At 26.8% G+C, this 22,830-nt stretch carries 20 protein-coding genes; 18 read left to right on the forward strand and 2 right to left on the reverse strand.

All coding sequences use genetic code 11. The features are described from left to right. The first annotated feature begins 45 nt into the window (after positions 1-45). The 9 genes from hisF (at position 46) to CRU91_RS07375 (ending at position 7,578) form a co-directional block, all read left to right on the forward strand. Positions 46-807 carry an imidazole glycerol phosphate synthase subunit HisF gene (gene hisF, locus CRU91_RS07335; protein WP_113894576.1) on the forward strand — a complete coding sequence of 254 codons (762 nt, stop codon included), beginning with the start codon at positions 46-48 and terminating at the stop codon, positions 805-807. 1 nt (position 808) lies between these two features. Beyond that, positions 809-1,507, forward strand: coding sequence for an SIMPL domain-containing protein (locus CRU91_RS07340; RefSeq protein ID WP_113894577.1), 699 nt, complete (start codon positions 809-811; stop codon positions 1,505-1,507). Continuing rightward, complete coding sequence (locus CRU91_RS07345) at positions 1,504-2,055, forward strand: phosphorylase family protein (RefSeq protein ID WP_113894578.1); 552 nt, start codon at positions 1,504-1,506, stop codon at positions 2,053-2,055. The genes CRU91_RS07340 and CRU91_RS07345 overlap by 4 nt, the downstream gene beginning before the upstream one ends. Then, complete coding sequence (gene rlmN, locus CRU91_RS07350) at positions 2,055-3,137, forward strand: 23S rRNA (adenine(2503)-C(2))-methyltransferase RlmN (protein WP_113894579.1); 1,083 nt, start codon at positions 2,055-2,057, stop codon at positions 3,135-3,137. The genes CRU91_RS07345 and rlmN overlap by 1 nt, the downstream gene beginning before the upstream one ends. A gap of 88 nt (positions 3,138-3,225) precedes the next feature. Next, on the forward strand, positions 3,226-4,635 hold the full coding sequence (gene gltX, locus CRU91_RS07355) for a glutamate--tRNA ligase (RefSeq protein ID WP_113894580.1): 1,410 nt from the start codon (positions 3,226-3,228) through the stop codon (positions 4,633-4,635). Between the two features lie 52 nt (positions 4,636-4,687). After that, complete coding sequence (locus CRU91_RS07360) at positions 4,688-4,954, forward strand: RNA recognition motif domain-containing protein (protein ID WP_113894581.1); 267 nt, start codon at positions 4,688-4,690, stop codon at positions 4,952-4,954. A 41-nt stretch (positions 4,955-4,995) separates the two neighbouring features. Then, the gene (locus CRU91_RS07365; RefSeq protein ID WP_113894582.1) at positions 4,996-5,649 is read left to right on the forward strand and encodes a response regulator transcription factor; all 654 of its coding nucleotides are present in this window, start codon (positions 4,996-4,998) and stop codon (positions 5,647-5,649) included. 127 nt (positions 5,650-5,776) lie between these two features. Continuing rightward, entirely contained in the window at positions 5,777-6,775 is a 999-nt protein-coding gene (locus tag CRU91_RS07370) for a sensor histidine kinase (protein WP_222718416.1), read from the forward strand. Between the two features lie 29 nt (positions 6,776-6,804). After that, positions 6,805-7,578 carry an AraC family transcriptional regulator gene (locus CRU91_RS07375; protein WP_113894583.1) on the forward strand — a complete coding sequence of 258 codons (774 nt, stop codon included), beginning with the start codon at positions 6,805-6,807 and terminating at the stop codon, positions 7,576-7,578. An 8-nt stretch (positions 7,579-7,586) separates the two neighbouring features. Here the strand turns inward: CRU91_RS07375 and CRU91_RS07380 are convergent, their stop codons facing one another. Beyond that, the gene (locus CRU91_RS07380; RefSeq protein WP_113894584.1) at positions 7,587-8,468 is read right to left on the reverse strand and encodes a DMT family transporter; all 882 of its coding nucleotides are present in this window, start codon (positions 8,466-8,468) and stop codon (positions 7,587-7,589) included. Positions 8,469-8,768: 300 nt separating this feature from the next. Between CRU91_RS07380 and CRU91_RS07385 the strand changes: the two genes are divergently transcribed. Genes CRU91_RS07385 through CRU91_RS07395 form a run of 3 tightly spaced genes read left to right on the forward strand, consistent with a single transcriptional unit; the run spans position 8,769 to position 12,855 of the window. Then, positions 8,769-10,712 carry a TonB-dependent receptor domain-containing protein gene (locus CRU91_RS07385; protein WP_113894585.1) on the forward strand — a complete coding sequence of 648 codons (1,944 nt, stop codon included), beginning with the start codon at positions 8,769-8,771 and terminating at the stop codon, positions 10,710-10,712. Positions 10,713-10,726: 14 nt separating this feature from the next. Next, complete coding sequence (locus CRU91_RS07390; RefSeq protein ID WP_222718417.1) at positions 10,727-11,506, forward strand: SAM-dependent methyltransferase; 780 nt, start codon at positions 10,727-10,729, stop codon at positions 11,504-11,506. Beyond that, positions 11,503-12,855: an amino acid permease gene (locus CRU91_RS07395; RefSeq protein ID WP_113894587.1), complete on the forward strand. Its 1,353-nt coding sequence runs from the start codon at positions 11,503-11,505 to the stop codon at positions 12,853-12,855. The genes CRU91_RS07390 and CRU91_RS07395 overlap by 4 nt, the downstream gene beginning before the upstream one ends. A gap of 23 nt (positions 12,856-12,878) precedes the next feature. Here the strand turns inward: CRU91_RS07395 and CRU91_RS07400 are convergent, their stop codons facing one another. Further along, positions 12,879-14,258, reverse strand: a complete 1,380-nt coding sequence (locus CRU91_RS07400) for a sensor domain-containing diguanylate cyclase (protein WP_113894588.1) — start codon at positions 14,256-14,258, stop codon at positions 12,879-12,881. Positions 14,259-14,409: 151 nt separating this feature from the next. Between CRU91_RS07400 and CRU91_RS07405 the strand changes: the two genes are divergently transcribed. The 6 genes from CRU91_RS07405 to CRU91_RS07430 all read left to right on the forward strand — a co-directional run bounded on the left by CRU91_RS07405 (position 14,410) and on the right by CRU91_RS07430 (position 22,644). Beyond that, a complete protein-coding gene (locus CRU91_RS07405) occupies positions 14,410-14,793 on the forward strand; it encodes a FixH family protein (protein ID WP_113894589.1) in 384 nt (127 codons plus the stop codon). Next, complete coding sequence (locus CRU91_RS07410) at positions 14,793-15,983, forward strand: TolC family protein (protein ID WP_113894590.1); 1,191 nt, start codon at positions 14,793-14,795, stop codon at positions 15,981-15,983. Before CRU91_RS07405 ends, CRU91_RS07410 begins: the two co-directional genes overlap by 1 nt. Next, complete coding sequence (locus CRU91_RS07415; RefSeq protein WP_113894591.1) at positions 15,980-16,981, forward strand: HlyD family efflux transporter periplasmic adaptor subunit; 1,002 nt, start codon at positions 15,980-15,982, stop codon at positions 16,979-16,981. Before CRU91_RS07410 ends, CRU91_RS07415 begins: the two co-directional genes overlap by 4 nt. Positions 16,982-16,984: 3 nt before the next feature. Then, positions 16,985-20,071 (forward strand): efflux RND transporter permease subunit, encoded by a 3,087-nt coding sequence (locus tag CRU91_RS07420; RefSeq protein ID WP_113894592.1) that lies wholly within the window; start codon positions 16,985-16,987, stop codon positions 20,069-20,071. A gap of 196 nt (positions 20,072-20,267) precedes the next feature. Next, complete coding sequence (locus CRU91_RS07425; RefSeq protein WP_113894593.1) at positions 20,268-20,474, forward strand: hypothetical protein; 207 nt, start codon at positions 20,268-20,270, stop codon at positions 20,472-20,474. A gap of 178 nt (positions 20,475-20,652) precedes the next feature. Then, a complete protein-coding gene (locus tag CRU91_RS07430; protein ID WP_235826973.1) occupies positions 20,653-22,644 on the forward strand; it encodes a TonB-dependent siderophore receptor in 1,992 nt (663 codons plus the stop codon). Positions 22,645-22,830: the final 186 nt, after the last annotated feature.

A 22,830-nucleotide genomic window follows, 5' to 3' on the forward strand; every position in this document is an offset into this window, starting at 1 on the left:
TTACAATTAGATAATATTTTTTACTTATTTTTAAGGAATTTAATAGTGAATAGTTTAGCAAAAAGGATTATTCCTTGTTTAGATGTGAATAATGGTAGAGTTGTAAAAGGTGTTAATTTCGTTGGATTGAAAGATGCTGGAGATCCAGTTGAGGTTGCAAAAAGATACAATGATGAAGGTGCAGATGAACTAACATTTTTAGATATTACAGCTAGTTATGAGAATAGAGGAACTATTGTTGATATTGTAAAAAATGTAGCAAAAGAGGTTTTTATCCCTTTAACTGTTGGTGGAGGAATAAGAAAATTAGACGATATTTATACTCTTTTAAATGTTGGCTGTGACAAAATATCTATAAATTCTAGTGCTGTTTCAACACCAAATTTAATAAATGATGGTGCAAAAAGATTTGGTAGCCAATGTATAGTTGTAGCTATTGATGTTAAAAAAGTTTCTGATGGTTCTTATCATGTTTTTGTAAAAGGTGGAAGAGAAGATACAGGACTTGATGCTATTGTTTGGGCAAAAGAAGTTTATGATAGAGGTGCAGGAGAGATTCTTTTAACTTCTATGGATACTGATGGTGTAAAACAAGGATTTGATTTAGAGATTACTCAAAAAATCTCAAAAATTGTAGATATTCCTGTAATTGCAAGTGGTGGAGCAGGAAGGATGCAACATTTTAAAGATGCATATGAAGTTGGTGCAAGTGCAGCATTAGCTGCTTCAATTTTCCACTTCAAAGAGATAGATATTATGGATTTAAAAAAGTATTTACAACAAAATGGAATAAATGTAAGGATATAAAATGAATAAAAAAATATTAGCAACAGCCCTATTCTTACCAATTTTAGGGTTTTCTTATGAGTTGAGTTTTACTAAGGTATTTGAAAAAAAAGTTAATGGAGATTTACTAACTTCAAATATTTCGATAAGTGTTGATAAAAAAGATGAAAAATCTGTGAATAATGAAATTGAGAAATTTAACAATTTCATAAAGAATACAAAGAATATTACAATAAAAAATACAAATTATAGTTTGTATCCAAAATATGAATATGAAAAAGACAAATCAGTTTTTAAAGGTTATTCAGGGAATAGTAGTTTTTCAATTGAATCTAAAGATGCAAAAGAGATAAATACCTTTTTATCGGAACTTATGCAGTTAAAAGATAGCATAAAATCAAATGATTTAAAACTAAATATTTCACATTTATCATGGAGTGTTAGCAAAATATTATTAGATAAAAATGTTGAAGAATTAAGATTGGAATCTTTACTTTGGATTGATGAATATTCAAAAGAGTTGTCATCTAAAATCTCAAAAAAATGTGAAATTAAAAGTGTAAATAGTTTTGAACAAAGAGGAATAAGTGGAGTATATGCACGAAAAAGTATGATGATGAGTTCAGATAGTGTGAATTATGAAAGTAGTAGTGATATCTCACCTTTAAATACTGAACAAAATATTTCTCTTGAAACAAGTTATGTATTGGATTGTAAGTGATAATAAGTGCAGGTAGAAATGAAACTTTCCCTTTTTCTACGTCAATTGGTGTAGGATTAATAGAAACTTCTATAAATCTTACACGAATGTGTTTATTTAATAAGCCAGAATATCTACTTTTTATTGGAAGTGCTGGAAGTTATGGAGATTTTAAAGTTTTTGATATAGTTGAATCAAAAAAATCTTCAAATATTGAGTTAGGATTTTTAACACAAAGTGCTTATACTCCACTTGATAATGTAATAGAAAGTGATAATAACTTTGTAAAAAATGACACAATAGTAAATAGTTCAAACTATATTTCAACAGATGATAAGCTTACAAAAGAGTTTTTGGACTATGGAGTTGGTATTGAAAATATGGAGTTTTTTTCTGTTTTAAGTGTAGCAAAAGAGTTTAAAATACCAGTTGCAGGAATATTTGTTGTAACAAATTACACAAATAAAGACGCACATAAAGATTTTTTAGAAAATCACAAAATTGCTATGGACAAACTAACAAATTATCTAGTACAAAAAGATATAATTAAAATAAAAATGGGAAAATAATGGCAAAAGAGCAATTAGTATCTATTTATGATTTAACATTGGATGAATTAAAAAATAGATTAAAACCATCATTTAGAGCAAAACAAGTTTATAATTGGCTTTATAAAAAATATGCAAGTTCTTATGATGAGATGAAAAACTTACCAAAAGAGTTAATTGAAGATTTAAAAACAAATTATCCAATAGACATTATGCAAGTTGTTAAAAAAGAACAAAGCCGTGATGGAAGTATAAAATATCTTTTTAAATTAAGGGATAATCACACAGTTGAAGCTGTTTTACTTTTGATGAAAGATAAAAAAATAGATGAAGATGGACAAATAGTAAGAAGTGAAAAATATACAGTTTGTATCTCATCTCAAGTTGGCTGTAAAGTTGGCTGTAGTTTCTGTTTAACAGCTAAAGGTGGATTTGTAAGAAACCTAACTGTTGGAGAGTATATAGCACAAATTGTAAATATAAAAAGAGACAATAATATAGCTGAAAATAAGGCTCTAAATATCGTTTATATGGGAATGGGTGAACCACTTGATAATTTTGATAATTTTGTAAAAGCTGTTGAGATTTTTTCAGAACTTGATGGGTTAGCAATAAGTAGAAGAAGGCAAACTGTTTCAACTTCAGGAATTGCAAGTAAAATAAAAAAATTGGGTGAAAAAGATTTACAAATACAACTAGCTATTTCTCTTCATGCAGTTGATGATGAGCTAAGAAGTGAATTAATCCCAATGAACAAAGCTTATAATATTGCTTCAATTATAGAAGCTGTTAAAGCATTTCCAGTTGATACAAGAAAAAAAGTTATGTTTGAATATTTGGTTATAAAAGATAAAAATGATAGTATCGATGCTGCAAAAAAACTTGTTAGCTTACTAAATGGAATACAAGCGAAAGTAAACTTAATATATTTCAATCCATATCCAGGAACTTCATATCAAAGACCGCAGGAAAATGATATGTTAAAATTCAAAGATTTTTTAAACTCTAAAGGAGTTATTTGTACAATTAGAGAATCAAAAGGTTTGGATATTAGTGCTGCTTGTGGACAATTAAAAGAAAAGGATGCAAATGGGATTAATTGAGGTAGGATTACTAATATTTTTATTTGTTTTTGTGATTATTGCAGGTGTAGGATTTTATATGTATAATAAAAAAGATGAGGAATAAATTATGACAGTTACAAGATTTGCCCCAAGTCCAACGGGATATTTACATATTGGAGGATTAAGAACTTCATTATATAGTTATCTATGGGCTAGAAAAAATGGTGGAGTTTTTAGACTAAGAATTGAAGATACAGATTTAGAAAGAAACAGTCAAGATGCATTAAAAGCTATAATTGAAGCTTTTGATTGGGTTGGATTAAGTTATGATGGAGAAGTTGAATATCAATCAAAAAGAACAGAGATATATAAAGAGTATATAAATAAATTGTTAGATAGTGGAAAAGCTTATAAATGCTATATGAGTAAAGAAGAACTTGATACTTTACGAGCATCACAAGAAGCAGTAAAACAAACACCAAGATATGATGGAACTTGGCGACCTGAAGATGGGAAAACTTTGCCAGAAATTCCAGCTGGAGTTGAACCAGTTATTAGAATAAAAGCTCCAAAAGATGGAACTATTGAGTTTCTTGATGGAGTAAAAGGTGCTATGAAATTTGAATCTTCATTCGTTGATGATTTTGTAATAGCAAGAAGCAATGGAATGCCAACATACAATTTTGTTGTAACAATAGATGATGCTTTGATGGAAATGACAGATGTTATAAGAGGAGATGATCATTTATCAAATACTCCAAAACAAATAGTGATTTATGAAGCTTTAGGTTTTAAAATTCCAAAATTCTATCATGTTCCTATGATCAATAATCCAGAAGGTAAAAAACTATCAAAAAGAGATGGTGCTATGGATGTTATGGATTATAAAAGATTGGGATATTTACCAGAAGCATTATTAAACTTTTTAGTAAGACTTGGTTGGTCAAATGGAGATCAAGAGATATTTTCAATGGAAGAGATGTTAAAACTATTTGATCCTTCAAATATCAATAAATCAGCATCAGCGTACAATGCAGAAAAGCTTTTATGGTTAAATGGTGAATATATTAAAAAAACTTCAAATGAAAGATTGGAAAAAGAGTTAAAGTTTTTTGATTTAGATTTGTCAAATGTAGAGAAAAAAGATGATTTATTGAATTTAGCAAAACAAAGAGCAAATACTTTAGTAGAATTAAAAAAATTAATTGAAGATATTTTAAATATTCCAAACTCTTATGATGAAGCTGGAGTTAAAAAATTTGTTAAAGAAGATACAAAAGAAATATTAGAAAAATATATAAATTTACTAAAAGAGAATAAAAATTCTTTAAATAGTGTAGAAAAAATAGAAAATTTTACAAAACCTTTTATAGAAGAACAAGGTTTAAAATTTCCACAACTTTTTCAACCAATACGAATAGCAATCACGGGTGGAACGCAAGCGCCATCAGTTTATGATATAATTTTTATTTTAGGATTTGATGAAGTTTTTTCACGAATTTCAAAAGCTTTGGAAAAAAATTTTCAAAACACTTGATTATTGAAAAATATTAAGGCATAATATCTAACTTTTTCAAAGGATAAGAATTATGAATATTTACGTAGGTAATTTATCATACAGAATGAATGATAATGAAGTTGAAGCAATGTTTGCTAAGTTTGGTGCAGTTAAAAGTGCAAAAGTTATAATGGATAGAGAAACAGGAAGATCAAAAGGTTTTGCATTTGTTGAAATGGCTGAGCAATCTGCTGGACAAGAAGCAATCGAAGCTTTAAATGGTAAAGAAACTGAAGGTAGAACTTTAAGAGTTAATGAAGCTCAACCAAGAGAAGAAAAACCAAGAAGAAGATTCTAAAAATGATTTAGTGATGTTTTTACATCACTAAACTTTCTAAAATGAAAATTTTACTCCTTGAAGATGATTTAATTTTAAATGAAATCTTACAAGAACACCTAATCACACAAAATCACACAGTTATCACAACCTTTACTTCAAATGAAGCTCAAGATTATTTGTATTCTCAAAATTTTGATTTACTAATACTTGATGTGAATGTTCCAGATTTAAATGGATTTGAATTATTAAAAGAACTTAGAAATCACAATATAAAAACACCAGCAATATTTATAACATCGCTTAGTATGGTAGAAGATATGCAAAAAGGGTTTGAAAGTGGATGTGAAGATTATATTAGAAAACCTTTTGAATTAAAAGAACTTGATTTACGAATAAATAATATAAAAAGGCTTTTTAATATAGATTTAAAAACAAAGATAAGTGAAAATATATATTTGGATTTACAAAATTACCAGATTATAAAAGATAATAAAATATATAATTTATCTAAAAAAGAGTGCGAAGTTCTACAATATTTATTTACAAATTCATCAAAAATAGTAAGTATTGATGAACTTATTACAAATATTTATAGTTATGAAGATAATGTTGATAGTTCAACAATACGAACTTATATAAAGAATTTACGAAAAATTTTAGGTGAAGATAAAATTTTAAATATCAGAGGAGTTGGTTATAGACTTAACTTCTAGTGAAAAAAAAAGTTTTTTTAGCTTTTTAGGACTTTATTTAGGCTCTTCCTTTATATTGATGCTACTTGCAACATTTTTTTATTATCAAAATGAGAAAATATTATATATAGATTTAGCAAAATCCAATATGCAAAATGTCGTATCAAAAGCTTCAAATGAGATAATTATTTCACATATGACAAATTTAGAGTTTGATAAAAGTAGATATTTGAATGAGTATGAAATGTCATTTTATGATATGAATCAAAAGTTATTATTTGGAAGTTTAAAGGATAGTTTTGATTTTTCTTTAAATTTTTATCAAGATAAAGATAAGTTAATTATTGTCGATAGTTCAGCTGTTGGGCATTTAGGAATTTGGTATATAGTTCTAAAAGATAATAGTTTAAAAGAAAAAATATCAAAATTAACTCTAAATATTATAGGCATCTTTTTAATATTTTATTCAATTATAGCTCTTGTTGGATGGTATTTGGCAAAATTATTTTTAAAACCAATCAAAGATGAAAGACAGAGATTGAATAATTTTATCAAAGATACAACACATGAATTAAATACTCCAATAAGTGCTTTGATAATGTCGAGTAACAGTGAAAATTTGACTCAAAAACAGCTTGAGAGAATAAAATTTAGTGCAAAAAGAATAAGTGAAATATATAAAGATTTAACATATATATTTTTAGAAAAAACACAAAACAAGAGTATAGAAAAGCTTGAAATCTCTCAAATTATAAAAGAAGAGATAGCAAATTTTGAACCAATGATTATAAGAAAAAAGTTAATTATAGAATTGAATTTATATGAGTTTTATTATGAAATAAATAAAGATGATTTTATACGGCTTTTCAATAATCTTTTCTCAAATGCAATAAAATACAATAAGATAGATGGGCAAATAGAAGTTATTTTAAAAAATAAAATATTAATAGTAAAAGATAGTGGAATAGGAATAGATAAAACAAAAATAAAAGATATTTTTAAACGATATTATCGAGCTACAAACCAAAGTGGTGGCTTTGGTTTAGGGTTGAATATTGTAAATATGATATGTAAGAATTATAATATAAAAATAGAAGTTGAATCTGATGAAAATCAAGGAACAATTTTTAAATTAAATTTTAATTAATATATATCAAAATATGAAAGTGATTTATATTGGAAGATAGATTTGTATATAAAAACAAGTTAGGAATTACAGCATTAAAAGCAAGCGTAAACAAGCTTACTCTTAAAAAACATTCTCATGAAGAATACTCTTTAGCAGTTACTTTAAAAGGAGAGCAAAATTATCAACTAGAAGGTTTTTCTCTTACTTCTTACAAAAATGGAATCACACTTTTTAATCCAGAACAAATACATGAAAGTAAAAGTGGTAGTTGTGATTATGTATTATTACTTATAAAACCACAGTTAGTTTTAGAAGGTTTAGAACAAAAAAATATTATTAAGTTTGATTCGCCAATAATTTATAATGATAAATTAAAACAAGATATTCTAAATCTTTCAAATGCGATATTAACACAAAAAGATGAACTTTTTTGTAGTGAACTATTTTTAAATGTAGTAGATAATTTTAGTAAAAAAGATTTTATTTTTAATAGCAAAAAAGAGAAAGATTTTATAGAAAAATCAAAAGAGATGATTTACTATGAAATAGAAAATATACTCAATATTGAGCAAATATCAAATGAATTTAATATTTCAAAGTTTCAATTTATTAGAAAATTTAAGGCAAATACAGGCTTTACACCTTATCAATATTTTTTAAATACAAAATTAAATCATGCAAGAAAATATCTTGATTCTAAAAAGGACTTATATGGGGCTATTGTAGAGTTTGGTTTTTCAGACCTTTCTCATTTTAATAGACATTTTAAAAGAGTTTATGGAATAACACCTTTTGAATATATCTCTTCAATTGATAGATAAAAAAGAGTTTAAGCTCTTTTTTTATTTATCAAAAATACTCCAGAAAATATTAAAATAGTTCCTATTAAATCTACAAAAGTTATATTTTCATTTATTAAAAAATACGCAATAAAAAGTGCAACCGCAGGTGGAATATATGTTGCTGAAGATGCTCTTACTGGACCAATAATTTGAATTAAATAGTAGTAAAGAATAGTTGTTATTCCTGTTCCTAAAAGCCCAAGCCCTATTATCAGTCCATACAATGTATGATTGTCTGATAAAATATTTGTAATTCCACTAAAATCAGTAATAAAAGCTAAAAGTATAAATGCAAAACCCAATTGATATGTTGTAAGTGCTGCAAAATGAATATTTAAGGGTGATAGGAATCTTTTGGCATAAACAAAAGAACAAGCTAAAATAAATGAGCCTAAAAGAATATATATTATACCTTCAAGATTTGTTTCAAATAAGTTACTATTATAAGGTTTTGAGATAAGAATAACTCCTGAGAATCCTATTAAAATACCTAAAATCAAAGAAAGAGTTACTTTTTGCTCTTTTATAAAAATAGTTGCAAGAATAAAAGTAAATAGAGGAATAGTTCCACTTACTGCTCCTGCAACACCTGATAAAAGCAATGCAGAACCTTTTACATAGAAAAAATAGTATATGGAAGTTCCTAGTAGTGACATTATAAAAAAATGAAAACTATATTTTAAGTGTTTTATTTTTAAAACTTTTAAATAATAAGCATATAAAAAAACTGGAATAAAACCAAATAATACCCTTATTAAAACAACTTGAGTTGCACTTAAATAATCACTTGACCATTTCATATATATAAAATTTGCACCCCAAATTATCCCAAGAGTCCAGAATAAAATGAATGGTATATATTTAGACATAAATCACCTTTTGTTTTTCAATTTAAAAGGTGGATTATATAATTTAGAAAATATTTTGTATAGAACAATATTGCAGATAAAGGAAATTAAAAAAAAAGCTAAGACAATATAATCTCTAATAATATGATTGGTTGTACTAATTATAAATAAAAATAATATATTAAAAATAAGTATTGTTAATGTTGTATTAATATTAAGTTAATAGAATTACATAATCATTGTTTTAATAATAATTATTAAACTTTGATAAATAAGGTTTCCTAAAAACCTATTTCGAAATTTTAATTTAAAGGATTAAGTATGAAAATAAGATTAGCAATGTCTGTTGCAACAATTCTTACTACTAGCGGGATACAATTAAGTGCCAATGAAACTACAAAACTAGATACAGTTAGTATAGTTGAGAAATCAGAAACAAATTTTGATTTTAAAGAATCTATGAAAACTCAACCAAAAAATATTTCTGAATTGTTAAAGCAAGATGCTAGTATAGATATTGCAGGAGGAAGTCCAAATGCAAAAAGATTGTATATACGAGGTATAAGTGAAGCATTAACAAACATTACTATTGATGGTGCAAAACAGAGTAAAGATTTACATCAACATAGAGGTGGATTATCAAGTATAGACACAGATATTTTAAAATCTGTTAGTGTAAATGCTGGAGTTTCTTTTGCAGATCAAGGTTCTGGGAACTTGGGTGGTAGTATTAGATTTGAAACAGTTGATGCTCAAGATTTATTAGAAGATGGAAAAAATTATGGAGCATTTATAAAAACTACTTTAGGAAGTATTGATGACTCTTACAAAAATTCTCTAGCTTTATATGGGAAATTGGATAATAATATTGGGCTTTTGATTTATGGGAATAAATCAGATAGTGAAAATTTTAAAACTGGTAGTGGCAAAGAGGTTTTAGGTTCAGCAGAAGAAGTTAAAAATTACCTAGTAAAATTAAGTATGATTGATTTAGCAAATCATAGTTTAAGAGTAAGCCATGAACAAAATACTCAAGAAGGACTTTATAAGTTTGGCTCAACTGGTAGTGATATGGGATATTTAATAGATGAAAATGAAGCTGTACCACAAAAGGTTAAAAGAAAAACATCAGTTTTAAATTATGGATTTAATCCAAATGATTTAGTAGATTTAGGATTGAAATTATATAAAAATGATCAAGATTTACAAAGATTGGATACTTCTACAAAATATTCAAATGAAACAAAAGGTGCAGACTTAAGGAATACTTTTTCTTTTGGAAACGATACTTTAAAAAATGAATTAACAGTTGGTGTTGATTATGAAGAAAATAAGGGTGAATCACAAGGATTTAATAGAAAAGTAGAAGATGAGAATAGAGGTTTATTTGTACAAAATAGAATGATATTTAATAGTTTTAATTTATCTTTTGGTGCTAGATATGATGATTATGAACAAACTATTGCAAATAAGAAATTTAGTGGAGATAAAGTATCTCCAAATATTAATGCTGAATATTTTATAACAGATAATATATCAGTTTTTGCTGGTTGGGGAGAAACTGTTAGTTCTTCAAATACAGTTCCTATTGGTTGGCTAACTGATAATAAAGTACCAACATTTAATGGTTCAGTAAATGGAGATTTAAAAGCTCAAGAATCTGAAAAATATGAAGTAGGAACAAAACTTGATTTTAATGATATTTTTGCAAATGAAGATAATCTACATTTTAAATTATCATTTTTTGAAACAAATATTAAAAATCCTATTTCAAGAGTTGGTGGAGGAATGTCACCACTTGTTATAAACAATTTTCCAGATATTGAATCAAAAGGTATCGAAGCTAAAGTTGGATATCAAATAAATAATTTTAATTCTTCTATAAGCTATGCTCATGCAAAAGTAAAACAAGATGGAACTGAAATTGACGGCGCAGTAAGAAGAACAGCTGGAAGTTATGGAGATAGAATTATTGCAAATTTTGATTACGATGTTAGTAAAAATTTAGGGTTTGGTTATCAAATTCTTGGACAATTAAAAAATGATAATCCTTCAAATGATAATGTAAATAATAAAGCAGGATATGTAATTCACAATTTAAATGCTTCATTTACACCTCAAGAGTTTAAGAATTTAACTTTTTCTTTAGCCGTTAATAATTTATTTGATAAAGATTATGCTTCACATACATCTATGGTTGCAAATGGTGAAGCAGTTGGTGAAGCTGGAAGAGATGTTCGAGTATCTCTAAAATATAAATTTTAATGAGGATAAATAAAATGTTAAAAAATATTAAAAAAATTATAGTTGGAAGTATAATAGCTTCAAGTTCTCTTTTTGCAAATGGACAACTATCAATAGTAAGTGCTGGAGTTGGTGATTTAGATAATATGACGATAAAAGCATATAACGCTATAAAAGAAGCAGATATTTTCTTTACAATGGATGGAAAAGCTGGGGAATATAGTTCTTTAATTGGAAATAAGCCAGTTTATAAAGCTGGACATGGTATTTTTGCAAATATGGATAATACAAAAATGAAAAAAGAGGAGCTAGAACAACTAAAAACTGAAACAAAAAAAATAGTTTTAGAGGGACATAAAGCAGGTAAAAAAATAGTTTTAATAGAAAATGGTGACCCAACTATTTATGGACCACAAATAAGTTTTTTGAAAGAATTTAAAGAGTTAAATCCAAAAATTATTCCTGGAATGTCAAGCTTTAATGCTGCAAATGCAGCACTTCAAACAGCAATTATTGGTGGAATAAAAGATGCAAGTGGTGTTACTTTAACTATTGGAAGTGATAAAAATAAATTAATTTCAACATTAGCAGATTCAAAATCAACACTTGTTTTTTTTATGGATAGAGAGTTTGATAAGTTTATTGACCACTTAAATACTTTATATTCAAAAGATACTGGGATTGCTATTGTAATAAATGCTGGTTCTAAGGATAAAGAAAAAGTTATTATTGCAACACTTGGTACTATAAAAGAGAAAGTTACTGAAAAACTACCTTTTAATCATTTGGTTTATGTAGGTGATTTTCTTAAATGAGAACTTCTGAAAATGGAAATTTAAAAAGAGATATTGGATTAATGTCAGCTACTATATTGGTTATTGCCAATATGGTAGGAACTGGAGTTTTTACAACTTCAGGATTTATAATCACAGAATTAAATAGTTACTCTTTACTAATGCTTTGTTGGTTTTTAGGTGGACTTTTTGCTCTAATTGGAGCATTTAGTTATGCCGAACTTGGAGCAATGTTTCCAAAAGCAGGTGGAGAATATGCTTATTTAAAAGAGAGTTTTGGAAAACTTCCAGCTTTTGTTTCAGGATGGATATCTTTGGTTGTTGGATTTTCAGCTCCAATTGCAGCAGCTTCTATTGCTTTTGCTACATATTTACTTGGAAATCAAGAAAAAACTTGGGTTAGTTTAGAACTTTTTGGATATGAAATTTTAAGTTTAAATCTAATCTCTTTTATTGCAATTTTATGTGTGATAATATTTTCATATATACATTACCATAGTGTAAAATTGGGATCAAATGTACAAAATTTTTTAACAATTTTTAAAATTGTATTTATTTTTGTGCTTATAGTTGGTGGATTTACAGTAGGAAATGGAGATTTTGTAAGAGTTACAACTACACTTTTAGGAGATGATTTCTCTATTTCGTGGACTCATTTTGCTATTTCACTTATTTTTATCTCTTTTGCTTATAGTGGTTGGAATGCAGCTTCATATTTAGGAGCAGAGATAAAAAATCCACAAAAAAATCTTCCTTTAGCTCTTTTAATAGGAACAATTTTTGTAACAATTTTATATATGCTTTTAAATTTTGTATATATTTATGCTTTAAGTATAGATGAAATGAAAGGAGTTTTACAAGTAGCAACTCAATCATCAAATCCACTTTTTGGATATAAGATTGGTTCAATAATATCTTTAGCTATCTCTTTTGGACTTTTATCTGTTGTAAGTGCTATGATTATGGCAGGACCAAGAGTTTATTATGCAATGGCAGAAGATGGACTATTTTTTCAAAGATTTAAAAGAGTTTGCAAAAAAAGAAACACACCAGTTCACGCTATAATTTTACAAGCAATTATTGCAATAATTATTATTTTAACAGCAACATTTGAGAGTTTATTGATTTATATTGGTTTTACATTATCTTTAGCTTCTATGCTTACAGTCATAGGTTTGATAAAGCTAAGAGTTCAAAAACCACAAATCCCTAGACCATATAAAACTTTATGGTATCCATATTTGCCACTTATTTTTATATTTGCAAATATTGGGATTATAATATTCTCTTTTGTAAGTCGTCCATTTATTTCGATTATTGGATTGCTAACTATTTTAATTGGAGTGATGATTTATTATAAAATAAAATAGATTTTTGTATTTTAAAAATCTATTTAAATTTCATCTTCCCCAATAACAATATTTTTACCACTATTTTTAGCCTTATATAAAACAGTATCTACTCTTTTAAATAAGCTTTCTTTAGTGTCTGCATCATTAGATGTTGCAACTCCAAAACTACAAGTAGTTTTTTTAGGAGTTAAACCAAACTCATATTCATTTATTCTTTTTCTAATATTATTTGCAACTATTTTTGCTTGTTCAAGATGAGTTCCTGGAAGTAAAATAACAAACTCTTCTCCTCCCCATCGAGAAAGAGTATCTGTTGCTCTTATATTTAAAGAAATAAGTTTTGTAATAGATTTTAATATTTCATCACCAATATCATGTCCAAAATTATCATTAATATTTTTAAAATCATCAATATCTAATAAAATAATGCTTAATTTAGTTCTTTGCATTCTTGATTTTTGCATCTCAAATTCAAAAAACTCTTCAAATTTAGATCGATTAAATACACCTGTTAAAACATCAATAGATGCTTGTTGCTCTAAAGTTTGAGCCATAGAATAAAGTTCATCTACTTTATGTTTCATAGCTTTATTCAAATTACTTAATTGTTCTTTTGCTTGTTCAAAATCCGTTACATCATTTCTTATAGCTATGAATTCTACAATATCGCCATCTATATCTAAAATAGGAACCATTGTAGAATTTACTGTATAGCTTCTACCATCTTTTCTTAAATTAGTTATTAATCCATTCCAAGTTTTTTTACTTTTAATTGTAGTCCATAAGTCTTGAAAAGTATGACTGGGCATAGATGGATGTCTTACGATATTGTGAGGTTTTCCAATCAATTCTTCTCTACTATAACCTGAAATTTCACAAAATTTGTCATTTACATAAGTTATAATCCCTTTTGGATTTGTTTTAGATACTATGGTACTTAAATCAACAGCTTTTTTATATTCATTTAGTAGATTTGTATTATCATCTTTTGGAATAGATTCTAAATCATTCATTTGTTCATATATTATAAAAAGTTCTTTTGTAATTTCCAAAAAGTTATTTTCAATATCTTTTAAAAGCTTGAAAGATAGTAACCCTTCCAAATTAAAGAATAATATAAGAGAGTTCTTCAAAGACATAAAAAGAGTAAAAAAATCATTTGTACTGAAAGATGAGGTACTTAAAATTTTTAAAAACCTACCATTAATTGAAGAATCAGAAATACTTAATTCCCATTTCATTGAACCTATAATAGATTCAAAAATATCATAGAAAACTTTTTTTTGTTCTTCATTTAAAACCAATTGATGTGCCAAAAATATATCTTTAACCAACTGATTTTCTAGCCAAGTATCAACAATTTTACTTTTATTTACTCTGATTAGATAAGAAAACTCTTTTATTTGGATAACTGTATTCATTGAATATCCTTTAATTAAGACATTGGATTAAAATTTCATTAGAAAATTTATTATTACATTATAATAGTTAGTTTATTAAATAAAAGAATTCTCCACACAAACTACACAAAACTTTAGATAGATTTTCAAATATTAAAAATAAAGGATAAATATGAGAAATATATTTAAAGTGTTTATAGCACTATTTTTAACAGCTACTTTTTTAAATGCAAATTCTTTAAATGAGAAGTTTGAAGTAGATGGTTATAGTGTAGAGTTAGTTAGTAAAAGGGATTTGAGTGTTGGAAGTAATGAATTTTTTACTAAAATCACAAAAGATGGAAAGATTGTAGAAGGTGCTGAACTAAGAGTGAAATTCTTTATGCCTGAAATGCCAGGTATGCCATATATGGATCATGATGGAGAAGGTGTTTTTGAAGCAAATCAATATAAGTTCATAATCAATTTTTGTATGGATGGAACTTGGCAATATCATCTTAGATTTAAAACTTCTGATGATAAAGTGCACTCTATTAAAAGTAGTGTAAGTTTCTAATGAAAAGGGTAGTTTTTGTTTTAAGCATCATCATAAGTTCTTTAAGTGCAACTTCAATAGAAGAGTTAGTAAATAGTAGTTTTTCAAGAAATTATGATTTAAAAGGGCTTGAAAAATCTATTGAAGTTGCGAATTATCAAATAAAACTAGCAAAGAATTGGGAAAATCCTATGTTAGAGTTTAAAACAAATATGATAATGCTAAACAAAAACTATTTAAATGACCAAAAAGAGTATGGAGTCGAGCTAAGTCAAGCTATTCCTATTGGAAATAGACTTGATATTGAAGAGAGTATTGCTAAAAAAGATAAAGATATACAAGAGATACTTTTAGAAGATAAAAAATTAGAACTAGAGTCAAAAATATATTCGTATTCATACAATATTTTGATTTTAGAGAATAGATTAAAACTCTTAGAAGAGTATAAAAAAAATCAAGATAAATTAGAAAATCTATATTCAAAGCTATATAAGTATAAAAAAGCAAATTTTAATGATGTTTTAAATACACAAATATCTAAATATGATATAGATATACAAATAAATGAACTTAAAACAACAATAGAAAATTTATACTTAAATTTAGAGATAATAACTTACGTAAAAATTGACAATTTAAATGGTAATTTAGAGTTAAAAAATATTGATAAAACAATAGAAGAAAATAGTTTTTATACTCATCCACAAATAAAGATTTTAGAACTTACAAATCAAAGATATAAAGATTATGCAAAGCTTGAAGAATCAAAGAAATTTTCATCAATTACTTTGAGTTTAGAGTATATGCAAAACAAAGAGCAAGATTATGCAAATGTTAGTATTGGTATGCCATTACCGATATATAAAACAGAAAATATCAATAAATTAAAAGCGAATTTAAATGCAAATGAAATAAATGACAGACAAAAAAGTCAAATACATAATTTAAAACTACAAACAAAGATATATTTAAATAATTTAGAAAAAAGCAAACAAAATTATAAAATCATACAAGAACGAATAATCCCATTAAAACTCAAACTTCAAAAGGTTTTAGAAAATAGGGTGATATTTGAAAAAGCTAATTTAGAAGAGAGTATAAATAATCTAAATGAATTAATTGATTATGAAATAAAAGCAAATGAAGAGTTAGCAAAATATTTTGAAAATTATAGCGAACTTATATACTATTCAAACAAAGGCACAATATGAAAAATCTGATATTTTTTATCTCTTTTATAGCTATTGGTTTAAATGCAAATCCAATAGATGCAAAACAGTTATTCAATATAGAAAAAACAAAAGTTAAAAAAGAGTTTGTAAAAGAGTCAAAATCTTTTTATGGAATTACAAAAATAGATGAAAGTAAAACATTTGATATTGTAAGTAGATTTGATGGATATATTACATATTTAAATGCTAATAAAAATTATATTAGTATAAAAAAAGGCGAACATTTATATAGTGTTTATTCATCTGAAATAAACTCTATTCAAAAAGAGATACAAATAGCAAAAGAGTTGAATAACAATATTTATAAAAGTGCTATTTCAAAACTAGATAATTTTGATATCTCAAAAAGTGAACAAGAAAAAATCAAAAATGACAAAATAACAAATAGTGGAATATCTGTAAGTTCCCCAATAAATGGTGTAATAATAGAGAAAAATATCAACAACAATAGTTACATACAAAAAGGTGAAGTTCTTTTTAAAATAGCTTCTTTAGATGAGCTTTGGTTTATAGCTTCTGTTTATCAAGAAGATTTAGCATTTTTAAAAACAGGAATGAATGCAAATATAAGATTTGATGGAGTACAAAACTCTATATCATCAAAAATAGAATTTATTTATCCAGTTTTCAATGACAACAAAACAGTTGATGTAAGATTTGTTTTATCAAATCAAGAGTTGAATATTTTACCATCTATGTTTGGAAAAGTTGAAGTTTATAAAGATAAAGCAGAAGTTTTAATACTTCCTTCAACAGCAGTTATAAAAAAAGAGGATAGTTTTTATGTTTTCATTCCAAAAGAAAAAGGCGAGTTTGAACCAAAAAATATAGAAGCAAAAAGAGTATCTAGCGATAAGTATGAGATTGTTTCAGGTCTTAATGAAAATGATGAGGTAATAAACAATACTCTGTTTTTGTTTGATGCAGATGCTATGACAAATAGATTGTATGAAACAAAATCTAGCGATGAGTGGTAGAAAATGGTTGAAAAAATTATAGATTTAAGTGTAAAAAATCGTTTTATTGTCTTATTTATCACATTTTTATTAGCTTTTGCTTCTATTTGGGCTATAAAAAATACAAGTTTAGATGCAATTCCAGATTTATCGGCAAATCAAGTAATAATAGAAGTCGAATGGGCAAATCAAAGTGCTAAAACCATAGAAGAACAGATTTCATATCCACTTATTTCAAATCTTATGAGTTTACCAAATATTGAAACTATAAGAGCTATGAGTTCTTTTTCAACATCAATGATATATGTGATTTTTAAAGATGGATATGATCTATATGATGCAAGAAGTAGGATTTTAGAACAACTTTCTACTTTACAAGGAACATTTCCATCATTAGCAAAAGTGAAACTAGGACCAGATGCTTCTGGAGTTGGTTGGGCTTATGAATATGCTTTAAAATCAAATAATAGAAGTTTAGATGAACTTAGAACTTTGCAAGATTACTTTTTTAAATATGGTCTTTTAGGTGTTGATGGTGTTAGTGAAGTTGCTTCAGTTGGTGGATTTGTAAGAAATTATGAGATCACTTTAAATCAAGACAAAGTTGTGCAATATGATTTAAGTATAAATGAAATAAAAGAAGCTCTTGAAAAAAACAATAATGATAGTGGAGCGAGAATCTTACTAGAAAATGGTTATGAGAGAATAATAAGTGCTAGAGCATATTTAAAATCAAAAAAAGATATTGAAAATATCACTATAAAAACTTTAAACAATGTTCCATTAAAAATAAAAGATATTGCCCAAGTTAATATTACTTCTCTTGATAGAAGAGGAGTTGCTGAATTAAATGGTGAAGGTGAAACAGTTGGAGGAATAGTTGTAACAAGATATGGTGCAGATGTTTATGATGTGATACAAAGAGTTAAAGCAAAGCTTGAAACTTTAAAAATTGATGATGTTGAAATAGTAGAAGTTTATGATAGAACTTCTTTAATCTCTAGTGCCATTGACACTTTGAAACGGACTTTGATTGAAGAATCTTTGATAGTTATGCTTATAGTTGCTCTATTTTTATTCCATTTTAGAAGTGCGTTGATTATTATCATAACTCTACCATTGACTGTTATTTTGAGTTTTTTACTTATGAAACTATTTGGTATTGGTTCAAATATTATGAGTTTAGGTGGGATTGCAATAGCAATAGGAGCGATGGTTGATGCAACTATTGTTATGGTAGAAAATGCACATAAACATCTACAAGAAAAAGAAAATATTTCTAAAAATGAAAGAATAGAGATAATTATAAAATCAGCAAAACAAGTTGGTCGCCCTATTTTCTTTGCCATACTTTTAGTTGTAGTTTCATTTTTACCTATTTTTGCTTTAAGTGGTCAAGAAGGTAAACTATTTTCTCCATTGGCTTTTACAAAAACTTTTGCTATGTTTAGTGGAGCAATATTATCTATTACAGTTGTTCCTATTTTGATGATATATTTTATAAAAGGTAAAATTATAAGTGAAGATAAAAATATCTTAAATAGATTTTTTATAAGACTTTACTCGCCAATATTAAGATTTTCTTTAAAATTTAGATATTTTATTTTAGCACTTTTTTTAGCTATTTTTGTAACATCAATTTATACATATTCAAAACAAAAATGGGAATTTATGCCTACATTAAATGAAGCAACTTTTATGTATATGCCAGTAACTCCTTATGGAATAGGAGTTGATTTAGCTAAAGAGTTAGCACAAAAAACAAATATGGTTATAAAATCTTTTCCAGAGGTAGAAAACTCTTTTGCAAAAGCTGGACGAGCTGCAAGTGCAACAGACCCTGCACCACTTGCTATGCTTGAAACAATCATAACTTTTAAACCACAATCACAGTGGAGAGAAGGAATGACATACAAAAAGCTAATAGATGAGATGGATAAAAAACTTCAAATTAAAGGTCTTATAAACTCTTGGACATATCCTATAAAAGGTAGAATTGATATGCTTTTAACAGGTATTAGAACACCTTTAGGGATAAAACTATATGGAAATGATTTACAAGTCTTACAAGAAGAGAGTTCAAACATAGAAACTATTCTAAAACAGCATGAAGGAACTATGAGTGTAAGTGCAGATAAGATAAATCAAGGATATTATCTAAATATAGTTTTAGATGAAGAAGCAATATCAAGATATGAAATAACAAAAGATGATGTGTTACAAACTCTATCTTTAGGAGTAGGAGCAGAGCAATTATCACTATTTTTAGATAAATTAGAAAGATACCCTATAAGTTTAAGATTTGAAGCACAACAAAGAGAAAATATTGAAGCTTTACAAAATCTTCAAATTAAAACAAAACTAGGATATAAACCTTTAAAACTATTTGCTACTTTAAATTATGAAGAATCAGCTTCTATTATTCAGTCTGAAAAAGCTCTAAAAGTTGCTTATGTTTATATAAGTCCTAAAACAGACTACTCTATCAAAGAGTATAAAGATAAAGCAAATGAACTTTTGTCAGAAGTAAATCTACCAACTGGATACTATTTTGAGTGGTCAGGACAGAGTGAATTTTTAGAACTTGCTATGCAAAAATTACAGATGATTATACCGATAGTTTTGATGTTTATCTTTGTTTTGATATATCTAGCTTTGAAAAACTTGACATACACTTTGATAATATTTTTTACTCTTCCATTTGCAATAAGTGGAGGGATATTTTATCTTGAATTTTTGGGGTTTAATATTTCTATTGCTGTTGTTGTAGGTTTTCTAGCACTTTTAGGAGTTGCAGCTGAAACTTCTATAGTTATGCTTGTATATCTTGATGTGGCAATAAAAGATTTAAAAAAGAAAGTTGAAAAATATAGTGATAAAGAGTTGAAAGATGCCATTTATCACGGAGCTGTTTTGAGACTTCGACCAAAACTTATGACACTTTTTGCTATATTTGGTGGATTAATACCTATTATGTATATAAATAGTATAGGAAGTGAAGTTATGCAAAAAATTGCAGCTCCTATGATAGGTGGGATGATAAGTTCAACTATTTTAACACTAGTTGTTATACCTACAATATTTTATATTATTTATAGAAAAAATATATAAAAAAGGGATAGGAATGTTATAAAACAACCTATCCCAATTTACAAATTTATAATCAAAAAAACACTATTTTTGTTACTAAAAGTAACTCCAAACAACAAATTTCAAAATTCTTTTGCAAAAATTGTCCATTTTTTTCATTTAAATCGTCTTACTATATAGAGAAACAAATTCTCAAAATTAATACAAAGGATTTAAGATGAAAAATAAAGTTTTCATTTCAGTTTTAGCATCAATGATGTTAAGTGGAACAATGTTAAATGCAAAAGAGATAAGTTTGCAAGAAGCAGTAGAGAATATAGTAAAGAGATATAATGTAACATATATTTCAAAAGCTAATAACCTGAAAGATAAAAGTATAGATTCCCAAAAAGTGAGTTTCGGGGGGGGGTACGGTATTAAGTAATCTAAATAGTGTATTAGAAGAACATAATCTCAAAGCTATTGAAGAAGATAGCATAATTTATATAATAGAAAAACCAAAATATCAAAACTTTGGTAATACTACCGTTTTAGATGAAATATCTGTAAATGAAGTTTCACTAAATACAACAGAAGGAACTGGTTCATATACAACAGGAAGAATGAACACAGCAACAAAACTAAATATGTCACAAAGAGATACTCCTCAATCAGTTAGTGTTATGACTAGACAGCAAATAGAAGATTTTGGTTATACAACTCTTGATGATTCAATGCAAAACATAACTGGTATTGTTATGGATAAAGGTTATTTAGTTGGAGATTCTGGAAGTTTTAGTGCTAGAGGATTTGAAATATCAAATATTTTATTAGATGGAGTACCTACAAGTACTGGTGCAAATGGAACATTAAATTCTGATAATGACTCTTTAGATATTTATGATAGAGTTGAAGTAGTAAGGGGAGCAACGGGACTAACTACAGGTACAGGAACACCATCAGCTACTGTAAATCTAGTAAGAAAAAAACCAACAAAAGAAACAAAAGGAAATGCAAGTTTAAGTTATGGTAGTTATGATAACTTTAGAGGAACTTTTGATATTGGTGGAGCATTAAATGAAGATAAAACTATAAGAGCTAGGACAGTTATAACGGCTCAAGATACAGATATGTTTTATGATACAGCAGAGCATAAAAATTATCAATTCTATAGTGTTGTGGAAGCTGATGTAAATGATAATCTTCAAGCAACTTTAGGGTTTCATTATAGAAAAGTTGATAATACAGGAGGAGATAGCAGATTACCAACGAATGCAGATGGAACTTTCTTAGATGTAAGTAGAAAAGCAAATTTGTCAAATGACTTCGATTATTGGAAACAAACAGATAAAACAGTTTTTTCGCAATTAGAATATAACTTTAATAATGACTGGAAAGTAAAACTAGCAGGAAATTGGAAAAGACCAGAGCAAGATATAATGTTTTCAGGATTTAGTAGAATTTCTGGAGAGTTATATCAAAATACTCAAAGATATAAACTTGATAATAAACAAGATTCTTATGATGTATCATTAAGTGGACCATACTCTTTATTTGGAAGAAATCATGAATTAATGCTTGGTGCAGACTATAAAAAATTTGAAAATAAAAACTGGGGAGGTTGGGCTGATTATGCTTGGACAACAAATGGTCCTTTAGTTGATCCATATAATTGGAACTCTTCAATTGTATCAAAACCAAATATTGATATGACTAAATGGCTATTACATTCAGAAGTTACTCAAAAAGGTACATATTTAGCAACTAGATTGAATTTAGCAGATTCTTTAAATCTTATTTTGGGAACAAGACTAAGTTGGTATGAAAATGAAGATAAAAAAAACAAATCATCATATAAAGCAACAGCAGAAGTTGTTCCTTACGCTGGAATAGTTTATGATTTAGATGATAATCACTCTATTTATACTAGTTGGACAGAAATATTTCAACCACAAAATAATATAGATAAAAGTGGAAATTTATTAGACCCAATTACTGGAACAAACTATGAAGCTGGTATAAAAGGTGAGTATTTTGATGGGGCATTAAATGCAAATCTATCAACATTTTTAATCAAACAACAAAATAGAGCAACAGATGATTTAGATGGACCAAATCCTTGCCCTGGAACTACAGGTGGATTTTGTAAAAGAGCATCGGGAGAAGTTGAAAGTAAAGGTTTTGAAACAGAAATTAGTGGAGCAATTACTGATAACTGGCAATTAGTCGCAGGATATACTTATGTAAAAACAGAATATACAAAAGATGTAAATAAAAGTAATATAGGTAAAAATTTTGATTTGAATTTACCAAAACATCAATTTAAACTATCAACTACATATAGATTACCATCTGATTTCAATAAGTGGATAATTGGAGCAAATATCTATGCTCAAAATGATATAAAATCAAATAGTTTTGATAAGATAAAACAAAGTGGATATTATACAGTTGGAGTGAATACAAAATATCAATATAGTAAGAATCTTGATTTTTTATTAAATGTTTATAATTTATTTGATGAAGAATATTATCACTCATTAGGTTGGGCAACTGGTGGAAATGTTGTAGGTACTCCAAGAACATTTTTATTATCTATGAATATGAGGTTTTAAGAAACTAGCTATAAAGAGAGTTTTTACTCTCTTTATACTTTTAGGCATGGGTTTCAAAGTATTTTTATTTAATTTTGAGATTAAAATTTCGATAAAAAATATACTTTCTCCTTTCCTTGTATACTTTGGAACTCATACTTAAGGGTATAAATAAAATCTTACAATTTGTAATATTCTTTATACAAT

Source organism: Aliarcobacter vitoriensis, from assembly GCF_003316695.1.
GTDB lineage: Bacteria > Campylobacterota > Campylobacteria > Campylobacterales > Arcobacteraceae > Aliarcobacter > Aliarcobacter vitoriensis.